An 18,650-nucleotide genomic window follows, 5' to 3' on the forward strand; every position below is an offset into this window, starting at 1 on the left:
AGATGGGCAACTTCCGTGCATGCCGGGGGGCTTCGGTGAAGCTCCCTGGCAAGCGTTCCGGCCGTTAGCCACCAAAAAGGGTGTCATTCTCCATATCAATCGGGCTACTGCTCGATGACACACCGTTTTGGCCCCTAGGATTCCACCTATCACCTCACCGGTCTCATTCGACAGGAACCCCATGAGCGACACTTCCCCCTACGGCTTCGAGCTTGTGCGGCGTGGGTACGACCGCGCTCAGGTGGACGAACGCATTTCGAAGCTCGTCTCCGACCGTGACAGCGCTCTGGCCCGCATCACTGCTCTCGAAAAGCGCATCGAGGAACTCCATCTCGAAACGCAGAACGCCCAGGCCCAGGTAAGCGACGCCGAGCCGTCGTACGCCGGCCTCGGTGCCCGCGTCGAGAAGATCCTCCGCCTCGCCGAGGAGGAGGCCAAGGACCTGCGCGAGGAGGCCCGTCGCGCGGCGGAGCAGCACCGCGAGCTCGCCGAGTCGGCGGCCCAGCAGGTGCGCAACGACGCAGAATCGTTCGCTGCGGACCGCAAGTCCAAGGCGGAGGACGAAGGCGTCCGGATCGTCGAGAAGGCCAAGACGGACGCCTCCCAGCTCCGTCAGGAGGCGACGAAGGACGCGCAGTCGAAGCGCGAGGAGGCGGACGCCCTCTTCGAGGAGACCCGCGCGAAGGCCGCGCAGGCCGCCGCCGACTTCGAGACGAACCTCGCCAAGCGGCGTGAGCAGTCCGAGCGCGACCTGGCCTCGCGTCAGGCCAAGGCCGAGAAGCGTCTCGCGGAGATCGAGCACCGTGCGGAGCAGCTTCGGCTTGAGGCCGAGAAGCTGCGTACGGACGCCGAGCGTCGTGCCCGTCAGACCGTCGAGACGGCTCAGCGGCAGGCCGAGGACATCGTGGCCGACGCGAACGCGAAGGCCGACCGGATCCGGTCGGAGTCCGAGCGGGAGCTTGCGGCGCTCACGAACCGGCGTGACTCGATCAACGCGCAGCTCACGAACGTGCGCGAGATGCTGGCGACGCTCACCGGTGCGGCTGTTGCCGCCGCCGGGTCGCCCGCTGAGGACGAGCCGATCACTCGTGGGGTGCCCGCTCAGCAGTCCCGCTAGGCGCTGGCGCTGGCCCTGGCCCAGTACGGGTCGGGGTGAGGTCGCGGGGATCTGCGGGCCGGCTGTGGCTGGTCGCGCAGTTCCCCGCGCCCCTTCTGGGGCCCCTTGCCACTCCGGTGGCAGGGGGCTTTGTTGCGTTCTAGCGTGGGCGCATGATCGAGATCGAGGGGCTGACCAAGCGGTACGGCGAGAAGATGGCGGTGAATCAGCTGACGTTCGCCGTGCGGCCGGGGATCGTCACCGGGTTTCTCGGGCCGAACGGGGCCGGGAAGTCCACCACGATGCGGATGATGCTCGGGCTCGACCGGCCGACCGCGGGTGACGTCCGGATCGACGGGCAGCACTACGACCGGCTCAAGGACCCGCTGACGTACATCGGCGCCCTGCTCGACGCCAAGGCCATGCACGGTGGCCGCAGCGCCTTCAACCACCTGCTGTGCCTCGCGCAGAGCAACGGCATCCCGCGCAGCCGGGTGCACGAGGTCCTGGACACCGTCGGGCTCACCGCGGTGGCGAAGAAGAAGGCCAAGGGCTTCTCGCTCGGCATGGGCCAGCGGCTCGGCATCGCGGGCGCGCTGCTCGGCGACCCCCGGATCCTGATGTTCGACGAGCCGGTCAACGGGCTCGACCCCGAGGGCATCCACTGGATCCGGAATCTGATGAAGTCCCTCGCCGCCCAGGGCCGTACCGTCTTCGTCTCCTCGCACCTGATGAGCGAGATGGCGCTGACCGCCGACCATCTCGTGGTGATCGGCCAGGGCCGGCTGCTCGCCGACACGTCCATGGCCGACTTCATCAGGGAGAACTCCCGCTCGTACGTACGCATCCGGTCGCCCCAGCGTGAGCTGCTGCTCGACGTGCTGCACCGGGCCGGGGTCGTCGTCGTGGAGACCGGCGTCGGGACGCTTGAGGTGGACGGGTACCGGCCCGAGGACATCGGCGAGCTGGCCGCGCAGCACCGGATCGTGCTGCACGAGCTGAGCCCCCAGCAGGCCTCGCTGGAGGAGGCGTTCATGCAGCTCACGGCGGAGTCGGTGGAGTACCACGCGCACACCGGCGCCCCTCTCGGCGCCGAGCCGCCGCCCCTTCCCGGCGGGCAGCCGGGACCGCAGGTGCCGGGGCCCCAGTGGGGCGACGACTGGAAGAAGGGCTGATTCCATGGCCGCGACCCAGGTCCTGAGGTCCGAGTGGACCAAGATCCGGTCGGTGGCGTCCACACTGTGGACGCTGAGCCTCGCCGCCGTGGTGACCGTCGTGCTCGGCGTACTGATCTCGCTGCTGTCGAAGAACGAGTTCGACAAGATGAACGCGAAGGACCGGCTCTCCTTCGACCCCACCTACATCAGCTTCGCCGGGATGAGCCTCGGCCAGCTGGCGATGATCGTGTTCGGCGTGCTGGTGGTGTCCAACGAGTACAGCACCGGCATGATCCGCACCTCGCTCTCCGCCGTCCCGCGACGCGGCACGTTCCTGTTCAGCAAGATGGCCGTGGCGACCGTGCTCGCCTTCGTCGTGGGACTCGTGACCAGTTTCGTCGCGTTCTTCCTCGGCCAGGCGGTGCTCGGCTCGCACAAGGCGGCGATCGGCGACCCGGGCGTCCTGCGCGCGGTCATCGGTGGCGGCCTCTACATGACCCTCATCGCCGTGTTCTCGATGGGCGTCGCCACGATGCTGCGCAGCCCGATGCTGTCCCTGGGCATCCTGATGCCGTTCTTCTTCCTGATCTCCGCGATCCTCGGCAACGTCTCCGCCACCAAGAAGATCGGACAGTTCCTGCCCGACCAGGCCGGCAGCAAGATCATGCAGGTGGTCACCCCGCTCGACGACGACGTACCGTACGGACCCTGGGGAGGGCTGGGCATCATGGTGCTGTGGGTCGTCGTCGCGGTGATCGGCGGTTACGTGCTGCTGAAGAGGCGGGACGCGTGACGCGAGGTTTTTTACCCGCTCTTGAGGGGAACCGTCAGCGCCCCGATATCCTCCTAACCCTTACGGGGGCGTGTGCCCCGACGTCCTGAACCTTTCGATGGGTGCGGAGAATGATCGAGGCAGTCGGCCTGACGAAGCGCTACGGCGACAAGACGGCCGTGTACAACCTTTCCTTCCAGGTCAGGCCGGGCTCGGTCACCGGCTTCCTCGGCCCCAACGGGTCGGGCAAGTCCACGACCATGCGGATGATTCTCGGGCTGGACAACCCCAGCGCCGGGCAGGTGACGATCGGCGGCTACCCCTACCGCAGGCTGCCCAACGCCCCGCGGCAGGTCGGCGCGCTGCTCGACGCCAAGGCCGTGCACGGCGGCCGGCACGCCCGCAACCACCTGCTGTGCCTGGCGCAGCTGTCGGGCATCCCCGCCCGCCGGGTGGACGAGGTGCTCGGGGTCGTGGGCCTCCAGGACGTGGCGAAAAAGCGCTCCAAGGGCTTCTCGCTCGGCATGGGCCAGCGGCTCGGCATCGCGGCCGCGCTGCTCGGCGACCCGCAGGTGCTCCTCTTCGACGAGCCGGTCAACGGACTCGACCCCGAGGGCATCCTCTGGGTGCGCAACCTGATGAAGTCGCTGGCCGCGGAGGGCCGGACCGTCTTCGTCTCCTCGCACCTGATGAGCGAGATGGCCCTCACGGCGGACCACCTCATCGTGATCGGCCGCGGCCAGCTGCTGGCCGATATGAGCGTCCGCGACTTCATCTCGCACAACTCGGCCGACTTCGCACGGGTGCGCACCCCCGCCACCGACCCCGCGCAGCGCGAGAAGCTGACGGCCGCGCTCACGGAGGCGGGCGGTCAGGTGCTGCCCGAGCAGGACGGCGGGCTGCGCGTCACCGGGCTGCCGCTCCCCCGCATCAGCGACCTCGCCCACGACGCCGACGTACGGCTGTGGGAGCTGTCGCCGCACCAGGCCTCGCTGGAGGAGGCGTACATGCGGATGACGCAGGGCGCCGTCGACTACCGCTCCACCGTCGACCAGCGCGCCGGCCTGCAGCAGCAGCTGCCGCCGGGCGCGATGCCGACGCCGCAGATGCCGGTGCCGGGACAGGGCCAGCCGGGCTGGTACGCGCCGCCGCCGCCCCAGCAGGGCGGGCAGCCGTTCGCGATGCCCCAGGGACAGCCGCCCGCGGGCCCCTACGGCGCTCCGGGCATCCCGGGCGCCGGGGAGCCCAACCCGTACGCGCAGCCCGCCCAGCCGGCCCCTGCGCCGTCCGCTGCCGCACAGCCCGCTCCCGTACAGCCCCCGGCCGCCCCCGCGCAGCCCTCCTCCGCCGCCCCCGACCTGACCAAGCCCGAGGACGCCCGATGAGCACGCCCCAGCCACAGACGCACCAGCAGGCCGCCCCTGCCCCGAACTGGCAGTCGGCGCCCGGGACTTCGTACACCTCGCCGATTCCGATCACGCGCACCCATCTCGGGCACGCGCTCACCTCGGAGTGGACGAAGATCAAGTCGGTGCGCTCCACGATGTGGACGCTCGGCGTCTTCCTGCTCCTGGTCGTGGGGATCGGTCTGCTCGTCGCGGCCCAGACCCAGGACACCGACTACGCGGACGTCCCGTACACGATCCCCGCGTTCTTCGGGCTGATCCTCGGGCAGATCTGCCTGATCACCCTGGGCGTGCTGGTGGTCTCGTCCGAGTACGGCACGGGCATGATCCGTACGACGTTCACGGCCTCGCCCCAGCGCCACCGGGTGCTCACCGCCAAGCTGATGATCTTCTTCGTCGTCGCGTTCGTCGTGTCGGCGCTGGCCATCGGGTTCGTCGGCCTGATCACGTCGGGCATGCACGGCGGGTCCTCGGACAACGCGTGGGGCGGGACCGTCCTGAAGGGCGCGCTGTACGTGTCGCTGCTCGGCGTGCTCGCGCTCGCCGTGGGCTCGATGCTGCGGCACTCCGCGGGCGCGATCACCGCGATGCTCGGCCTGGTGCTGGTCCCGGCGATCATGCCGGCGTTCCTGATGATGTCCGAGAGCCTGCGCACGGTCGGCGAGAAGATGATGGACTACAACGCCCCGAACGCGCTCGCCAAGATCTTCGAGATCGACTCCGAGAACGGCGGCGGCACCTCGCAGCTCCTCCTGCTCGTCGGAGTGACCGCCGCGGCGATCGCGGGCGCGTACGTGCTCCTTGAACGACGGGACGTCTGAGCTCGGCCGTGTCCGAGTCCGAGTGTCCGCCGGGTTCTAGAACCTCGGCGCGTTCCGGGACCGCTGCACCCGCGTGGTGCGGCGGTCCTTCGCGTTCCAGCACGACTTGTGCCAGTGGCGGCGCTCGTCCACCCCTGAGTGCTCGGGCCAGGCGACCACGTGCGGGACGCCGGAGGGGATCTGCTGGTCGCAGCCCGGGCAGCGGTAGGTCTTGCCCTGCGCGCTCGCTCCCGCCACGTGCCGTACGCTCCAGGACTCGCCCTGCCAGCTCTCGGCCGACTGCCAGCCGCCGTACCGGTCGGACGGATCCTCGTCCGCGCTCCGGCCGGAGCCACCGACGTGGGGACGGTTGCGACGCGGGGACACAGGACACCTCACGGAGCTATACAGGGAGCAGGGGCTGCGTCCAGCCTACGCGGAGCTCCCAGGGGTACGCGTACGTCACCAATCCCCACAGACCTCCCGCACGGTCGGCTCATTCTCCAGACAATCCGCCAATCTCCCCGCCAAGCCGTGACTTTGGCACGTGTCAGACGGTTATGCGGGATGGGGGAGCCTCGTCGGCGCAAGGAGGCAGGAGCGCGATGCGCGTAGGAAGTTTCGTTCTGGCGGCCCAGTTTCCCGGTCAGGGACAGGGCGAGGCGCTGCACCGCGCGGTGCGGTCGGCGGAGGTCGCCGAGGAGGCCGGGCTCGACACGGTATGGCTGGCCGAGCACCACTTCGTGCCGTACGGGACGTGCCCGTCGGCCGTGACGCTCGCGGCGCTGCTGCTGGGCCGCACCCGACGGATCCGCGTCGGCACGGCGGTCAGCGTGCTGCCCACCGTGCACCCGGTGGCACTCGGCGAACAGGCCGCGCTGCTGCACGTGACCTCGGGCGGACGCTTCTCGCTCGGGGTCGGGCGCGGCGGACCGTGGGTCGACCTGGAGGTCTTCGGAATGGGCCTCGAAGCGTACGAACACGGGTTCCCGGAATCACTCGATCTGCTGATGCGCTGGCTGCGCCAACCGGCCGTGGCGGGCGGCTCCGAGCGATTCGGCTTCCGCGAGGTCCCGGTCGTACCGAGGCCGTCGGAGGCCCTGTCGGGCGGTGAGAGCCCCGAAGTCGTCGTCGCGTGCACCTCGCCGTCGAGCGTCCGGACGGCCGCCGGGCGCGGGCTCCCGATGCTGCTCGGCATGCACGTGGGGGACGAGGAGAAGGCCGAGATGGTCGCGCTGTGGCGGACGTACGCGCTCGCCGCGGGGCACTCCCCCGACGACATCGCGGTCGCCGGCGCCTCCCATGTGTCGGCCGGTGTCGCACAGATCGCGGACCGGCGGACGGACGCCGTCGAGACGCTGCAGAAGGCCATGCCGGGCTGGCTGCGGCAGGGTCTTGAGGCCCATGTGACGGTGGACGACCGCAAGCGCTCGATGCGCGACCCCGCTGCCTACACCGAACTCCTCTGCGGGCTGCACCCGGTGGGCACGCCCCGGCTGTGCGCGGACCGCCTCGCGGCGACCTCCGAGCGCACGGGGATCACCCGCTTCGCGCTCCTCGTGGAGGGCTCCGGCGATCTGGCCGCCACGGAGGAGAACGTACGGCGGCTGGGGGACGAGGTACTGCCACGGCTCCGGTGACCATCGGGCCGGCGCACCCGACCGGGACCACCGCACCCCGCCTCCGCGGACCCGTGGCCCGGGCCGGACAGGCCCGGACCACGGGAAGCCCGCCGCTCCGGTACAGAACACCTCCCGCGTACGGAGCGGCGAGCGGGGCGGCATCACGGCATCAGCAGTCCCGGAATTCCGGCGACTGGTTCAGCAGTTGACTGCGCACCGACGTGAAGCGGGTCAGGGTGTCGTCCACCGAGCCGTCCAGCGGGAACACTGCCACCCGGTGGCAGTTCTGGAAGGCCAGCCTCACCCCGAAGTGCCGCTGCAACGCACCTCGTATCGCGTCACTCGCGAGGGCACGCAGCAGCTGGCCCCGCGCCTGCTCGTCCGGCGGAGGCGTCTGGTTGTCGGCGAAGTTGCCGCCGTCCACCTTCAGCTGGGCCACCAGGGAGCTGATCATCTCCCATGCGTAGGGCAGGGAGGTCCGGACGCAGTCGACGAATTCCGCTTCGTCGACCTCGCCTCGCTCGGCCTTTTCGAGTAGGGCCGGTGAGACGTCCAGCGACATGGGTTCTCCTCTCGCACCCCCTCGGCAGAGGGGGTTGACGGACAGGGAAGGAGACCGCGATGTCGAACACGCTGAGTACATGCATCGCGACCTCCCGTTTATACGGTAGGCAACTGTTCGTGGCCGCACCAGGACATTGGGCACACAGCGAAGACCCAACGTGCACACAACCGGCCACTTTCGAACAGGGCTTATCCGGGGAAACAGGGGCGACAGGGAAGCCGGTGGGGAGACTCCGGTCAACGAGCATCCTGGCCGGATCGCGCCGACCCGTGCCGGTCGAGTAGCGTTGCCGACCATGCGTCTCGTCATTGCCCGCTGCTCCGTTGACTACGCGGGCCGGCTCACCGCCCATCTCCCGTCGGCCCCCCGTCTCATCCTCGTGAAGGCGGACGGCAGCGTCTCGATCCACGCGGACGACCGGGCCTACAAGCCCCTCAACTGGATGTCGCCGCCCTGCACCCTGAAGGAGGGTTCGGGGGACGAAGAGGGTGTGTGGACCGTCATCAACAAGGCGGGCGAGAAGCTCATCATCACCATGGAGGAGGTCCTCCACGACTCCTCGCACGAGCTCGGCGTCGACCCCGGCCTGATCAAGGACGGTGTGGAGGCACACCTCCAGGAACTGCTCGCCGACCGGATCGAGATCCTCGGCGAGGGCTACTCCCTGATCCGCCGCGAGTACATGACGGCCATCGGCCCGGTCGACATCCTGTGCCGCGACGCGGACGGCAAGACCGTCGCCGTGGAGATCAAGCGGCGCGGCGAGATCGACGGCGTGGAGCAACTGACGCGCTACCTCGACCTGTTGAACCGCGACCCGCATCTCGCGCCGGTCCGCGGCGTCTTCGCCGCCCAGGAGATCAAGCCGCAGGCCCGCGTGCTCGCCACGGACCGGGGCATCGGCTGCACGGTCCTCGACTACGACGCGATGCGGGGCATCGAGGACGACAAGCTGCGGCTGTTCTGACGCGGGCCTGAATTGTTCGTACGGCATGACGGTGGGCCCGGACCTTTCACAGGTCCGGGCCCACCGTCATGCCGTGGCGCGGTCGTACGCGCCCGTGCGGCGCCTCAGATCACCGTCGGCGACCCGGCGCCTCCGCTGTCCGCCGGGCTGCTCGCGGAGCTGCTGGTGGCGGGGGTGGACGCGGGGCCGCTGGCCGAGTCGGAGGTCGACGGGGTGGACGGCGGATCCGAGGGCTCACCGCTGGGGTCGGTGGGCGGATCGGTCGGCGGGTCGGTCGAGGGATCGGTGGGCGGATCGGTCGGCGGCTTCGTGGTGTTCGACGGCTTCGGCGAAGTCGGCGGCTTGGTGGACGGCGGCTTCGTCGTGGACTTCGTCGGGCTCGGTTCCTTCGACCCGCTCGGGTCGTCCGACGGCTCACCGGTCGACGTCGGCGTCGGGTCGTCCGAGGTGCCGAGTACGCCGTCCTCGCCCGGGTCGCTCGGCCGGGCGGTCGACTCCACGTCGCTGCTGCCCTTCTTCGGCCGGTCCGCGCCGAGCCCCTCGCCCTCGTCGTCCGCGCTGGCCGACGGGGTGACGCCGACCTTCTCCGACGGGGTGTTGTCGTCGGGGTTGGAGGTCGCGCCGAGCGTCACCACCGTGCCGAGCACGGCGGCGAGCAGGGCGCCCGCCCCTGCGGCCACCAGATTGCGCCGGGTGCCGTTGACCAGGCCCTTCACCCCGCCCGCCTTCACGCCGCCGGCTCCCGCCGACGCGGTGGATCCGGTGCGGTGCGTGATCAGCGTGGCGGGCTCGCCGGGTCCCTGCAGCGAGGGGACCGGCGCGAGCGCGGCCGGTACACCGCCGGGCGGGGACGCCGACTCCTCGTACCGTGCGTCGGGCACCTCCTCGCCGGACGTCGAACCGGCCCCTGCGGGCAGCGCCAGGAGTCCCTGTCCCGGCGAGGCCGGGAGGCCGGAGAAGCCCGAGCGGTCGGCGACCAGGGCCAGGGCGCGGCGGCCCGCGACGGTGCCGCGCTTGTCGGCGAGGGCGCCGCGCAGGCCGACCGAGGCCTCCAGTTCGGCGCGGGCCCGGTCGAGCTGTCCGCCGCAGAGCGCGAGGATGCCCAACTCGTGGTGGAAATAGGCTTGATCCGAGACCTCGCCGGCCAGCCGGGCGGCCTCGCTCCCGGAGCGCAGCGCGCGCTCCCAGGCGCTCCAGTGCAGTCCCGCGGCGAAGGCGGGCGCGGCCTTCCGGGCCAGCTCCACCGCCGTGGCGTTCTCGTCGTCCTCGGTCGGCGGCACGGTGAGCGGCACCAGCGCGGCCAGTGCGGCGAGCACGGCGTCCGCCTCGGCGCTGACCCGCTCCGGGGTGACGGACGGGTGCCCGGCCCACCAGGCGTAGTGCCGGGCGGCGGCGCGGGCCGTGTCCTCGGCGTCGTCGGCGTATCCGGCGCTCTCCAGTTGGGTCTGGACACCGGCCGCGAGCCGGTAGTGCGAGCCGACCGGGGTGACGAGCGCGCAGCCGACGAGTTCCGCGAGCGCGGCGTCCGCGTGCGTGTGCCCCACGATGGCGGGCAGATGCGCTTGGTGCGGCACCTCGCCGCTCAGGGCGACGGCGAAGCGCAGGGTGGCGCGGGCCGACTCGCTGAGCCGGGAGGCGAGCAGCGCGGCGGGCGCGGCACCCTCGGCGAGCGAGGGCAGCGGTACCTCGTGGCGGTCCTCGGTGCCGGACTCGCCGGTGGACGTGTCCACGGGTACGTCCACGGGTGCGTCCGCGGGTGCGTTCGTGTAGCTGTCCGAGGGCGCGTCGTCGTACTCGCCGGAGTAGCGGCCGAAGTCGTCGAAGGCCTCCGGGTCGGTGCTCAGCTGGTCGCGCTGCCGCAGCAGGGCGCCGGCCTGGACGAAGCGCAGCGGGAGACCCTCGGACTCGAACCAGAGGTCGCCCGCCCAGTTGGCCTCCTCCTCGGTGAGGACGCGGCCGACGGCACGTTCCAGCAGTTCGAGGCCGCCGGCGCGGCCGAGACCGCCGAGGAAGACCTCTTCGAGGAGCGAGTCGGCGACCGGCGCGGCGATCTCGGGCGTCGCGGAGACCAGGAAGGCGCACTCGGGTGCGGCGTCGAGCAGGTCTTCGAGCGCGTTGCCGCCGAACTCCACGTCGTCCAGGACGACGACCGCGCCGATCTCGTGGACGAGTGCGAGCAGTTCGTCCTGTTCCGGCCGGTGCAGCGGAGCGTCGTAGACGGCGGCGAAGAGGTCGTGCAGCAGGTCGTCGGCCGTGCGGCGATGGCCGCTGAGGCGGATCACGCCGTCGGGCGCGAGGTCCGCGCAGTCGTCGGCGACGGCGTCCAGCAGAACGGTGCGGCCCGAGCCCGAGGGCCCGGTGAGCCGGACGGAGCGGCCGCGCGCGAGTAGCCGTACGAGCCTCTCACGCTCCTCCTGGCGCTCCAGGAGCGGCAGTCCGGGCCCCGGCGCCCCGGGCGGGACGGGCGGCCGTGCGGAGCGGGTGTGCTCGGTCCGCTCGGCGGCGCTGAACTTCGTGGGCCGCGGCGGCCGCTCGCCCGGCGGGCAGAGCTCGATCTCGCTGCCGTCGACGGGATTGACGGTGAGCAGATGGTCGCCCGCGACCAGCCGGACGATACGGGCCGGTGCGGGTGTGTGCTGGACGCCACCCTGCCCCAGCGCGTGCGTCAAAGGCTCACGCGGTGGGCGCTGTCGTGGCGCCGAGTCGTCGTCGTGACCGTGGTCTTCGGGTCCCCGGTTGATCGGGTCCATAGGTCCAAGCCCCCCAAAAGCGTCGTGTGCGAGCCCCCTCCGGCCTGCCGCACACTGCGCTGTCGCTTCTGGTCCGGTGCCCACTGGCGGGTTCATCAACACGCGGGCACGCGAACCCTAAACCTTCGCACAGTATCTACGAACACACGGGGTACCGCGCGGTCCGAGACGTCACAGCTTCGTGAGGATTGTTCGCGAGGTACGGGTTTCGTACGCCGCTTCCGATCCGATCTTCGCCGTTTGCGGCAGTGACGCGAAGCCTCACACCCGGGGCAGTGACTCGACCCCGATCCCGCCCTCGATCGCCAGGATGCGGTGGAGGCGGGTGGCCACCAGCAGGCGCTGCATCTGCGGCTTGACGCCGCGCAGCACAAGCCTCCGGCCGCACCGCCCCGCCCGCCGGTGGGCTCCCATGATGACACCGAGTCCGGTGGCGTCCCAGGAGTCCAGCTCTGACAGGTCGAGCACCAGGTCGCCGACGCCGTCGTCGATGGCCGTGTGCAGGACCGTACGGGCGTCCGCCGCGCTGCGGACGTCGAGGCGGCCCCCGACGACCAGCTCGGCGTGGTCGCCCCTGATGTGCATATGCGCTCCCCGAGAGTGCGTTTTTCGTACTCGGCGTCTTCGTCTGTCCTGTGGTGCGAGGTGTTGCCAGGACTGACTGCCGTACCGGGGCAGAAGTTGCCGTCCGTGAGCGAACCGATACCCAAATCACCCTGACGAGTGACGGTGTGACGGGTCGTGGTGCACCACGGAGTCGGTACGTGTGTCAGTACGTGTAGAAGCCCTGCCCGCTCTTGCGTCCGATGTCACCGGCGTCAACCATCCGGCGCATCAGCTCCGGCGGGGCGAACTTCTCGTCCTGGGACTCGGTGTAGATGTTGCCCGCCGCGTGCAGCAGGATGTCGACACCCGTGAGGTCGGCGGTGGCGAGCGGTCCCATGGCGTGACCGAAGCCCAGCTTGCAGGCCAGGTCGATGTCCTCGGCGGTGGCCACGCCCGACTCGTACAGCTTGGCCGCCTCGACGACGAGTGCCGAGATGAGCCGGGTGGTGACGAATCCGGCCACGTCGCGGTTGACGACGATGCAGGTCTTGCCGACCGACTCGGCGAACTCCCGGGCGGTGGCGAGCGCTTCGTCGCTGGTCTTGTAGCCGCGGACCAGCTCGCAGAGCTGCATCATCGGCACCGGCGAGAAGAAGTGGACGCCGACGACCCGCTCCGGGCGCTCGGTGGCCGCCGCGATCTTGGTGATCGGGATGGCGGAGGTGTTGGAGGCGAGTACGGTCTCGTCCTTCACCAGCTTGTCGAGCGTACGGAAGATCTCGTGCTTGACTTCCAGCTTCTCGAACACGGCCTCGACGACGATGTCGACGTCGGCGACCGCGTCCAGGTCGGTGGTCGTGGTGATGCGGCCCAGCGCCTCCTCGGCCGCGCCCGCGTCCAGCTTCCCCTTGCTCACGAACTTGTCGTACGAGGCCTTGATGCCGTCGGTGCCACGGGTGAGCGCCGCGTCGGTGACATCCCGCAGGACGACGTCCCAGCCGGCCTGTGCGGCGACCTGGGCGATACCGGACCCCATGAGTCCGGCCCCGATGACGGCGAGCTTCCCTGCCACTGTCCGACTCCCCTGCTGCTTCTTCCCCAGGGCCGCTTCGATGTGCGGCGACCGCCGCGCGACCCCGGACTCCGGCCGGCGGGAGGCCGACCGGGACGACTGGCGTTGACATCGCGAGACAGCCCCGAACAACACGTCTTCGAGTTGTCTCTCCGGCGGACCATAGCGCTCGTGAGGTGCTGTGTGACCGCTAAGTAATGCGCGTCACGTCTCATCTGACGGACATCACACCGGGCGGCTCATTGCGCCGCCCGTACGGCGTAGTTGAGGACCTTCTCGCTCAAAAGGTCCTCCATGCCGTCCAGCAGCGTCAGCACCTCGCGGGAGACCTCGGCCGGATCGCGCCCGGCTATCATCTCGCGCCCGACGGTGCTCATGACCGTCTGGTGGAGCCAGCCGATCTGGCCCGCCATCAGCCCGGGCATCGGATCGTCCGGGGCCGCGCCCGTCTCCGCACGCAGGGTGTCCGCCAGGTGGTCGTGCACCTCCTGCTGAAGACTCCACAGCCGGGAGCGCAGGGCCGGCGCGTCGTGGATGACGCGCATGAACCGGTCGTACCCCTCCATCAGGCCGACCCGCGGCGAGACCGCCTCGACCTCCCCGCGCAGCTCGCGCAGGACGGCGGCGGCGGCCGACTCGCCGGGGTCCCGGCCGCGCACCCAGCGCGAGAGCCGGTCGATCACACCCTTGCTGCGGTCGAAGAAGAGGTCTTCCTTGGCCGGGAAGTAGTTGTACACGGTGTTCACGGACACATCGGCGGCGTCCGCGACGTCGACCATCGTCACGGTGACGAAGCCGTGCTCCAGAAACAGTCCCGTGGCGATGTCCGAGATGCGCTGCCTGGTCTCGCGCTTCTTCCGCTCCCTGAGCCCCTCTGCCATGGCCCCATCGTAGGCCGGACCGGGATTTTCTGGGCTCCATCAAATTTTGGGGCCATTGCAAAATTGCTATGGCTCTGTTTTTCTTGGCGCATGCCCATCATCAGCACGGCCGGCCTCGCCCGGACCTTCCAGACCAAGCGCGGCCCCGTCGAGGCGGTCCGCGGCATCGATCTCACCGTGGCGCCGGGCGAGATCCTCGGACTCCTCGGCCCGAACGGCGCCGGCAAGACGACCACGCTCCGGATGCTCACGACCCTGCTGGCCCCCACCGGCGGCGCCGCCACCGTCGCGGGCCACGACCTGGCCGGCGACCCGGCGGGCGTGCGCCGCGCGTGCGGGTACGTGGCGCAGTCGGGCGGGGTCGACCCCCAGGTCTCCGTACGGGAGGAGCTGGTCACGCAGGGCCGCCTCTACCGCCTGACGAAGCGGCAGGCGGTGGAGCGCGCCGACGAACTGGCCCTCGACCTCGGCCTGACCGACCTCCTCGACCGGAAGACGTCGGCGCTCTCCGGCGGCCAGCGCCGCCGCCTCGACATCGCGCTCGGCCTCGTCCACCGCCCGAAGGTGCTGTTCCTCGACGAACCGACCACCGGCCTCGACCCGGCGAGCCGCGCCGACCTCTGGGACCTCGTCCGCCGCCTGCGCGCCGAGTACGGCACCACGGTCTTCCTCACCACGCACTACCTCGACGAGGCGGACGCGCTCGCCGACCGGCTCGTGATCGTCGACGGGGGTGTCGTGGTCGCGGAGGGCACACCGAGCGCGCTCAAGCTCCGGTACGGGGGTTCGGTCGACGCGACGCTCCAGGACACGTTCCTGGCGATCACCGGCCGCGCCCCCGAACCGGCGGCTCCCGCCCCCGCGACCGTCTAGCCTCCAGGAAGTGATCTGCCCATGCTGCTCCAGGACACCGCGCTGATCTTCGGGCGCTATCTCCGCCAGACCCTGCGCTCCAGATTCGCGATGCTCTTCGGCGTACTGATGCCGCTGCTCTACCTGCTCTTCTTCGGCCCCCTGCTCACCGATCTGCCGCTCGGCGGCGACGGGAGTTCCTGGCAGATCCTGGTACCGGGACTGCTGCTGCAACTCGGCCTGTTCGGCGCCGCGTTCGCCGGGTTCATGATCATCGTGGAGAAGAACCACGGGGTCGTGGAGCGGATGCGCGTCACCCCGGTCAGCCGGCTCGCGCTCCTGCTCGGCCGGGTGCTGCGCGACACGGCCGTCTTCGTCCTCCAGGCTGTCCTGCTGGTCCTGGCCGCCGTGGTGATGGGCCTGCGCGCACCCGTGGCGGGCATCCTGATCGGCTTCGCCTTCGTCGCCCTCCTGACGGTGTCGCTGGCCTCGCTCTCCTACGCGCTGGCCATGCGCATCGGCTCGCCCCACGCGTTCGGCCCGACGATCAACGCCCTGACCATGCCCTCCATGCTCCTGTCCGGCCTGATGCTGCCCATGTCGCTGGCCCCGGGCTGGCTGGACGCCCTCTCGCACGTCATGCCGTTCCGCTATCTGGTGGACGCGATGCGGGACGCGTACGCCGGCTCGTACACCACCGCCTCCATGGCGTACGGGGTCCTCGTCGCCGTCGGTCTCACCGGACTCGCCGTGACAGTGGGCACACGCGTGTTCCGAACGGCCGGGGCGTAACTACGCTGGCCGCATGGTCAATCTGACGCGCATCTACACCAGGACCGGCGACCAGGGCACGACCGCCCTCGGCGACATGAGCCGCACCGCCAAGACGGATCCGCGGATCTCGGCGTACGCCGACGCCAACGAGGCGAACGCGGCCCTCGGCACGGCGATCGCCCTCGGCGACCTCGACGAGGAGATCGTGAAGGTCCTCTCCCGCGTCCAGAACGACCTGTTCGACGTGGGGGCGGACCTGTCGACGCCGGTCGTGGAGAACCCCGAGTTCCCGCCGCTGCGCGTCGAGCAGTTCTACATCGACAAGCTGGAGGCGGACTGCGACCGCTTCAACGAACAGCTGGAGAAGCTGCGCTCCTTCATCCTCCCCGGCGGCACGCCCGGAGCGGCCCTGCTCCACCAGGCCTGCACGGTGGTCCGCCGGGCGGAACGCTCGACCTGGACGGCCCTGGAATCCCACGCGGAGGTGATGAACCCCCTCACAGCGACCTACCTGAACCGCCTCTCGGACCTCCTCTTCATCCTCGCAAGGACAGCGAACAAGGAGGTGGGCGACGTCCTGTGGGTCCCGGGCGGCGAACGCTGACGCTTGCTCCCTGGGGGCGCGGGGAACGGCGCAGTCCTGTCGTCTTTCGTCTTCAGGGGCGCGGGGAACGGCGCAATCTTGTCGCTTTTAAGGGGCGCGGGGAACTGCGCGGCCCGCCCCCACCGGGCCCGCACCCGAGAACCGCACCCGAGTCACTCCTTCGTCAGGCCCGCCGCAGGCACCTTCTTCGGAAACACCAGATACGTCAACGCGATCACCCCGTGGATCCCGGCGGCCCGCCAAGCCACATACCGCCAGCTCTCCAGCGAAGACACCCGCCCCGGATCACCGACGTACCAGATCGCGATCTGCAGCAGAGCCGTGGCGACGGCAGCCCCCACCACGGTCCCGACCCACACCCGCCCTTCATGCCGCGCACGAGCCATCCCGTATCGCGGCGGCCCCGCCGGCCGAGGCGCACCGCCGAGCCGATGCGCCGCATGCCCGTCGAGCCACGCCACGGTCCGGTGCCCGTGCCCGACGGTGTAGCCGATGTACAGCGCGGCCAGCCCGTGCGTCCAGTTCGGCTCGGCCCCGGCCTTGAGGTCCAGCGCGGTGACCACCAGCAGCACGACCTCAAGCAGCGGCTCGCACAGCAGCAGCGCCAGCCCGGTGCGGGGCATCTTCAGCAGGTAACGGAAGGCGAGCCCCCCGGCCAGCAGCACCCAGAAGCCGACCTCGCACACGACGATCAGTGTGACGATCACGACGAACTCCTCTCGGTCACCTTCAAGGCTTCCGCGTGCGGCGTCCTCGATCGTCGTCGGCAGTGACGAAGTCGTACTGCATCCTTCGATGTACCGGCGGACCGTCCTGCGGCATCAGGCGACGAGCGGACCCGCCGTGTTGGATGGAGTCATGGCCCTCCGATTCCCGCGCCCGCACCGCGACGACGTGCGCATCGCGCTGGCGGGACTGCTCGGCGGACTCCTCCTGTGGGCCGTCGGCCTCGGTACCCGCCCGGCCGCCGACCCGATCGTGCTCTGGTCGGGCCGCTGGCCGATCCTGCTGCCGCTCGCCGCGGTGGCGGGCTGCGAGCTGCTGCGCCGGACCCACCCGCGCACGGGCCTGCTGGTCGGCGTCGCCGCACTGACCGTGGACACCATCACGCAGGGCAGCCTGGCGACGGTCGTGATGTTCACGGACCTCGTGTACGCGGCCGTCCTGTACGGCCCGCCCGCCACCGCCCGCCGCGTCCTGTGGATCAGCGGGGCGCTCACGGTGCTCGGCACGGTGGTGCCGCTCGCCGTCTGGCGGGCCCCGGAGGCGCTGCTGATCGGCGCGGTCATCGGGATCGTGGCGTTCACGCCCGGCGCCACCGGCTGGGTGGTCCGCAACCACCGCGACGCCGCCGAGTCCGCCCGGCTGCGCGCCGAGCAGACCGCCCTGCTCGCCGAGATCGACCGCGTCCAGGCCGTCACCGCCGAACGCGCCCGGATGGCCAGGGAGTTGCACGACATGGTGGCCAACCACCTGTCGGCGATCGCCATCCACTCCACGGCCGCGCTCTCCCTCGACGACCCGGACACCTCGAAGCAGGCGCTCGGCGTGATCCGCGAGAACAGTGTCGAGGGGCTCGCCGAGATGCGCCGTCTCATCGGCATCCTGCGCGACAGCAGCGGGGACACCGAACCGGCCGCCGCGCCCACCCTGGACGGCCTCGCCTCCCTGGTGGAGCACGCCCGCGGCAACGGCCTGGACGTCGTCCTCGACTGCGCCCGCACCGCGCTCCCGGCCCCGGTCGAACTGGCCGCCTACCGCATCGTGCAGGAATCCCTGACCAACGCCCTCAAGCACGCCTCCCCCGGCCGGGTCACCGTCTCCCTCGTCCAGCGCGACCACGCCCTGGACGTACGGGTGACCAGCCCTTTCGGCGAGGTCCGGCGCGACGGCCCGCGCGCCCCCGGTTCGGGCGCGGGCCTGATCGGCATGCGCGAACGGGTCGCCCTGCTGCACGGCACGTTCGAGGCGGGACCCGGGATCGAGGAAACGGGTACCGCCCCGCAGAACACACCGGGCGGCGGAACCTGGACGGTCCGCGCCACCCTCCCGATCACCGAAGGAGAAACCGCATGATCCGTGTGCTCGTCGCCGAGGACCAGTCCGCCGTACGCGCCGGTCTCGTCCTCATCCTGGGCAGCGCCCCCGATATCGAGGTGGTCGGCGAGGCCGCGGACGGCGAGCAGGCGGTGGCCATGGCCAGGGAACTCCGTCCCGACCTGGTCCTGATGGACGTCCAGATGCCCCGCCTGGACGGTGTCGCCGCCACCCGCCAGGTCGTCGGGGAGGGCCTCGCCGACGTCCTCGTACTGACCACGTTCGACCTGGACGCGTACGTGTTCGGCGCGCTGCGCGCGGGCGCCGCCGGATTCCTGCTGAAGAACACCGAGGCCCGCACACTCATCGAGGCGGTCCGCACGGTGGCGGGCGGCGAGGGACTGATCTCCCCCGCGGTCACCCGCCGGCTGATCGCCGAGTTCGCCGCCCGCCCCGTCCGCGAACCGTCGGCGGACCCGTCGGTCCTGGACGCGCTGACCCGGCGCGAACGGGAGGTCCTCTCCTGCCTGGGCGAGGGCCTGTCGAACGCGGAGATCGGGGTACGCCTCGACATGGCGGAGGCGACGGTGAAGACGCACGTCAGCCGCCTCCTGGGCAAGCTGGAGCTGCGCAGCCGGGTGCAGGCGGCCGTACTGGCCCAGGAGTTGGGCGTGTAACAAGTAGTCGCACCGCACCCCAACAGTGGTCTGGACCTATTGACCTATGGTCCAGACCTTTCTATTGTCCTG

At 70.7% G+C, this 18,650-nt stretch carries 19 protein-coding genes; 12 read left to right on the plus strand and 7 right to left on the minus strand.

Translation table 11 applies throughout. The features are described 5' to 3' along the window. The first annotated feature begins 181 nt into the window (after nucleotides 1-181). From J8N05_RS34800 to J8N05_RS34820, 5 genes are all read left to right on the plus strand, one after another. A complete protein-coding gene (locus J8N05_RS34800) occupies nucleotides 182-1,117 on the plus strand; it encodes a coiled-coil domain-containing protein (protein WP_107021278.1) in 936 nt (311 codons plus the stop codon). A gap of 152 nt (nucleotides 1,118-1,269) precedes the next feature. Beyond that, nucleotides 1,270-2,271 carry an ABC transporter ATP-binding protein gene (locus tag J8N05_RS34805; protein WP_210889771.1) on the plus strand — a complete coding sequence of 334 codons (1,002 nt, stop codon included), beginning with the start codon at nucleotides 1,270-1,272 and terminating at the stop codon, nucleotides 2,269-2,271. Between the two features lie 4 nt (nucleotides 2,272-2,275). Next, nucleotides 2,276-3,046: an ABC transporter permease gene (locus J8N05_RS34810; RefSeq protein ID WP_210889772.1), complete on the plus strand. Its 771-nt coding sequence runs from the start codon at nucleotides 2,276-2,278 to the stop codon at nucleotides 3,044-3,046. Between the two features lie 110 nt (nucleotides 3,047-3,156). Further along, nucleotides 3,157-4,410, plus strand: a complete 1,254-nt coding sequence (locus J8N05_RS34815) for an ABC transporter ATP-binding protein (RefSeq protein ID WP_210889773.1) — start codon at nucleotides 3,157-3,159, stop codon at nucleotides 4,408-4,410. Further along, a complete protein-coding gene (locus tag J8N05_RS34820; protein WP_210889774.1) occupies nucleotides 4,407-5,252 on the plus strand; it encodes an ABC transporter permease in 846 nt (281 codons plus the stop codon). The genes J8N05_RS34815 and J8N05_RS34820 overlap by 4 nt, the downstream gene beginning before the upstream one ends. Before the next feature lie 36 nt (nucleotides 5,253-5,288). On the opposite strand, the gene J8N05_RS34825 is transcribed toward J8N05_RS34820, so the two are convergent. Beyond that, nucleotides 5,289-5,618 carry an ATP/GTP-binding protein gene (locus J8N05_RS34825; RefSeq protein WP_189773446.1) on the minus strand — a complete coding sequence of 110 codons (330 nt, stop codon included), beginning with the start codon at nucleotides 5,616-5,618 and terminating at the stop codon, nucleotides 5,289-5,291. A 218-nt stretch (nucleotides 5,619-5,836) separates the two neighbouring features. Here J8N05_RS34825 and J8N05_RS34830 point away from each other — a divergent pair, with 218 nt between their 5' ends. Further along, the gene (locus J8N05_RS34830) at nucleotides 5,837-6,871 is read left to right on the plus strand and encodes an LLM class flavin-dependent oxidoreductase (protein WP_210889775.1); all 1,035 of its coding nucleotides are present in this window, start codon (nucleotides 5,837-5,839) and stop codon (nucleotides 6,869-6,871) included. A 151-nt stretch (nucleotides 6,872-7,022) separates the two neighbouring features. Here the strand turns inward: J8N05_RS34830 and J8N05_RS34835 are convergent, their stop codons facing one another. After that, nucleotides 7,023-7,415 carry an SCO5389 family protein gene (locus tag J8N05_RS34835; protein ID WP_107021284.1) on the minus strand — a complete coding sequence of 131 codons (393 nt, stop codon included), beginning with the start codon at nucleotides 7,413-7,415 and terminating at the stop codon, nucleotides 7,023-7,025. A 298-nt stretch (nucleotides 7,416-7,713) separates the two neighbouring features. Here J8N05_RS34835 and nucS point away from each other — a divergent pair, with 298 nt between their 5' ends. Then, on the plus strand, nucleotides 7,714-8,385 hold the full coding sequence (gene nucS / locus J8N05_RS34840; protein ID WP_210889776.1) for an endonuclease NucS: 672 nt from the start codon (nucleotides 7,714-7,716) through the stop codon (nucleotides 8,383-8,385). A 104-nt stretch (nucleotides 8,386-8,489) separates the two neighbouring features. Here nucS and J8N05_RS34845 read toward each other — a convergent pair whose 3' ends face one another. From J8N05_RS34845 to J8N05_RS34860, 4 genes are all read right to left on the minus strand, one after another. Then, nucleotides 8,490-11,135, minus strand: coding sequence for an ATP-binding protein (locus J8N05_RS34845; RefSeq protein WP_210889777.1), 2,646 nt, complete (start codon nucleotides 11,133-11,135; stop codon nucleotides 8,490-8,492). A gap of 261 nt (nucleotides 11,136-11,396) precedes the next feature. Next, nucleotides 11,397-11,720 (minus strand): STAS domain-containing protein, encoded by a 324-nt coding sequence (locus J8N05_RS34850; protein WP_107021287.1) that lies wholly within the window; start codon nucleotides 11,718-11,720, stop codon nucleotides 11,397-11,399. A 184-nt stretch (nucleotides 11,721-11,904) separates the two neighbouring features. Further along, nucleotides 11,905-12,753, minus strand: a complete 849-nt coding sequence (locus J8N05_RS34855) for a 3-hydroxyacyl-CoA dehydrogenase family protein (protein WP_210889778.1) — start codon at nucleotides 12,751-12,753, stop codon at nucleotides 11,905-11,907. A 239-nt stretch (nucleotides 12,754-12,992) separates the two neighbouring features. Further along, nucleotides 12,993-13,634, minus strand: a complete 642-nt coding sequence (locus J8N05_RS34860) for a TetR/AcrR family transcriptional regulator (RefSeq protein ID WP_210889779.1) — start codon at nucleotides 13,632-13,634, stop codon at nucleotides 12,993-12,995. 90 nt (nucleotides 13,635-13,724) lie between these two features. On the opposite strand from J8N05_RS34860, the gene J8N05_RS34865 reads away from it, so the two are divergent. From J8N05_RS34865 to J8N05_RS34875, 3 genes are read left to right on the plus strand one after another with little or no spacing between them, the layout of a single operon-like run. After that, the gene (locus J8N05_RS34865) at nucleotides 13,725-14,507 is read left to right on the plus strand and encodes an ABC transporter ATP-binding protein (protein ID WP_210889780.1); all 783 of its coding nucleotides are present in this window, start codon (nucleotides 13,725-13,727) and stop codon (nucleotides 14,505-14,507) included. A 21-nt stretch (nucleotides 14,508-14,528) separates the two neighbouring features. Continuing rightward, nucleotides 14,529-15,278: an ABC transporter permease gene (locus tag J8N05_RS34870; protein WP_210889781.1), complete on the plus strand. Its 750-nt coding sequence runs from the start codon at nucleotides 14,529-14,531 to the stop codon at nucleotides 15,276-15,278. A gap of 13 nt (nucleotides 15,279-15,291) precedes the next feature. After that, nucleotides 15,292-15,864, plus strand: coding sequence for a cob(I)yrinic acid a,c-diamide adenosyltransferase (locus J8N05_RS34875; protein ID WP_210889782.1), 573 nt, complete (start codon nucleotides 15,292-15,294; stop codon nucleotides 15,862-15,864). 152 nt (nucleotides 15,865-16,016) lie between these two features. On the opposite strand, the gene J8N05_RS34880 is transcribed toward J8N05_RS34875, so the two are convergent. After that, nucleotides 16,017-16,571: a hypothetical protein gene (locus J8N05_RS34880; RefSeq protein ID WP_210889783.1), complete on the minus strand. Its 555-nt coding sequence runs from the start codon at nucleotides 16,569-16,571 to the stop codon at nucleotides 16,017-16,019. Between the two features lie 151 nt (nucleotides 16,572-16,722). On the opposite strand from J8N05_RS34880, the gene J8N05_RS34885 reads away from it, so the two are divergent. Together J8N05_RS34885 and J8N05_RS34890 are read left to right on the plus strand one after the other, a co-directional pair. Continuing rightward, a complete protein-coding gene (locus J8N05_RS34885) occupies nucleotides 16,723-17,940 on the plus strand; it encodes a sensor histidine kinase (RefSeq protein ID WP_210889784.1) in 1,218 nt (405 codons plus the stop codon). Continuing rightward, on the plus strand, nucleotides 17,937-18,578 hold the full coding sequence (locus J8N05_RS34890) for a response regulator (RefSeq protein WP_210889785.1): 642 nt from the start codon (nucleotides 17,937-17,939) through the stop codon (nucleotides 18,576-18,578). Before J8N05_RS34885 ends, J8N05_RS34890 begins: the two co-directional genes overlap by 4 nt. Nucleotides 18,579-18,650: the final 72 nt, after the last annotated feature.

Source organism: Streptomyces liliiviolaceus, assembly GCF_018070025.1.
Lineage (GTDB): Bacteria > Actinomycetota > Actinomycetes > Streptomycetales > Streptomycetaceae > Streptomyces > Streptomyces liliiviolaceus.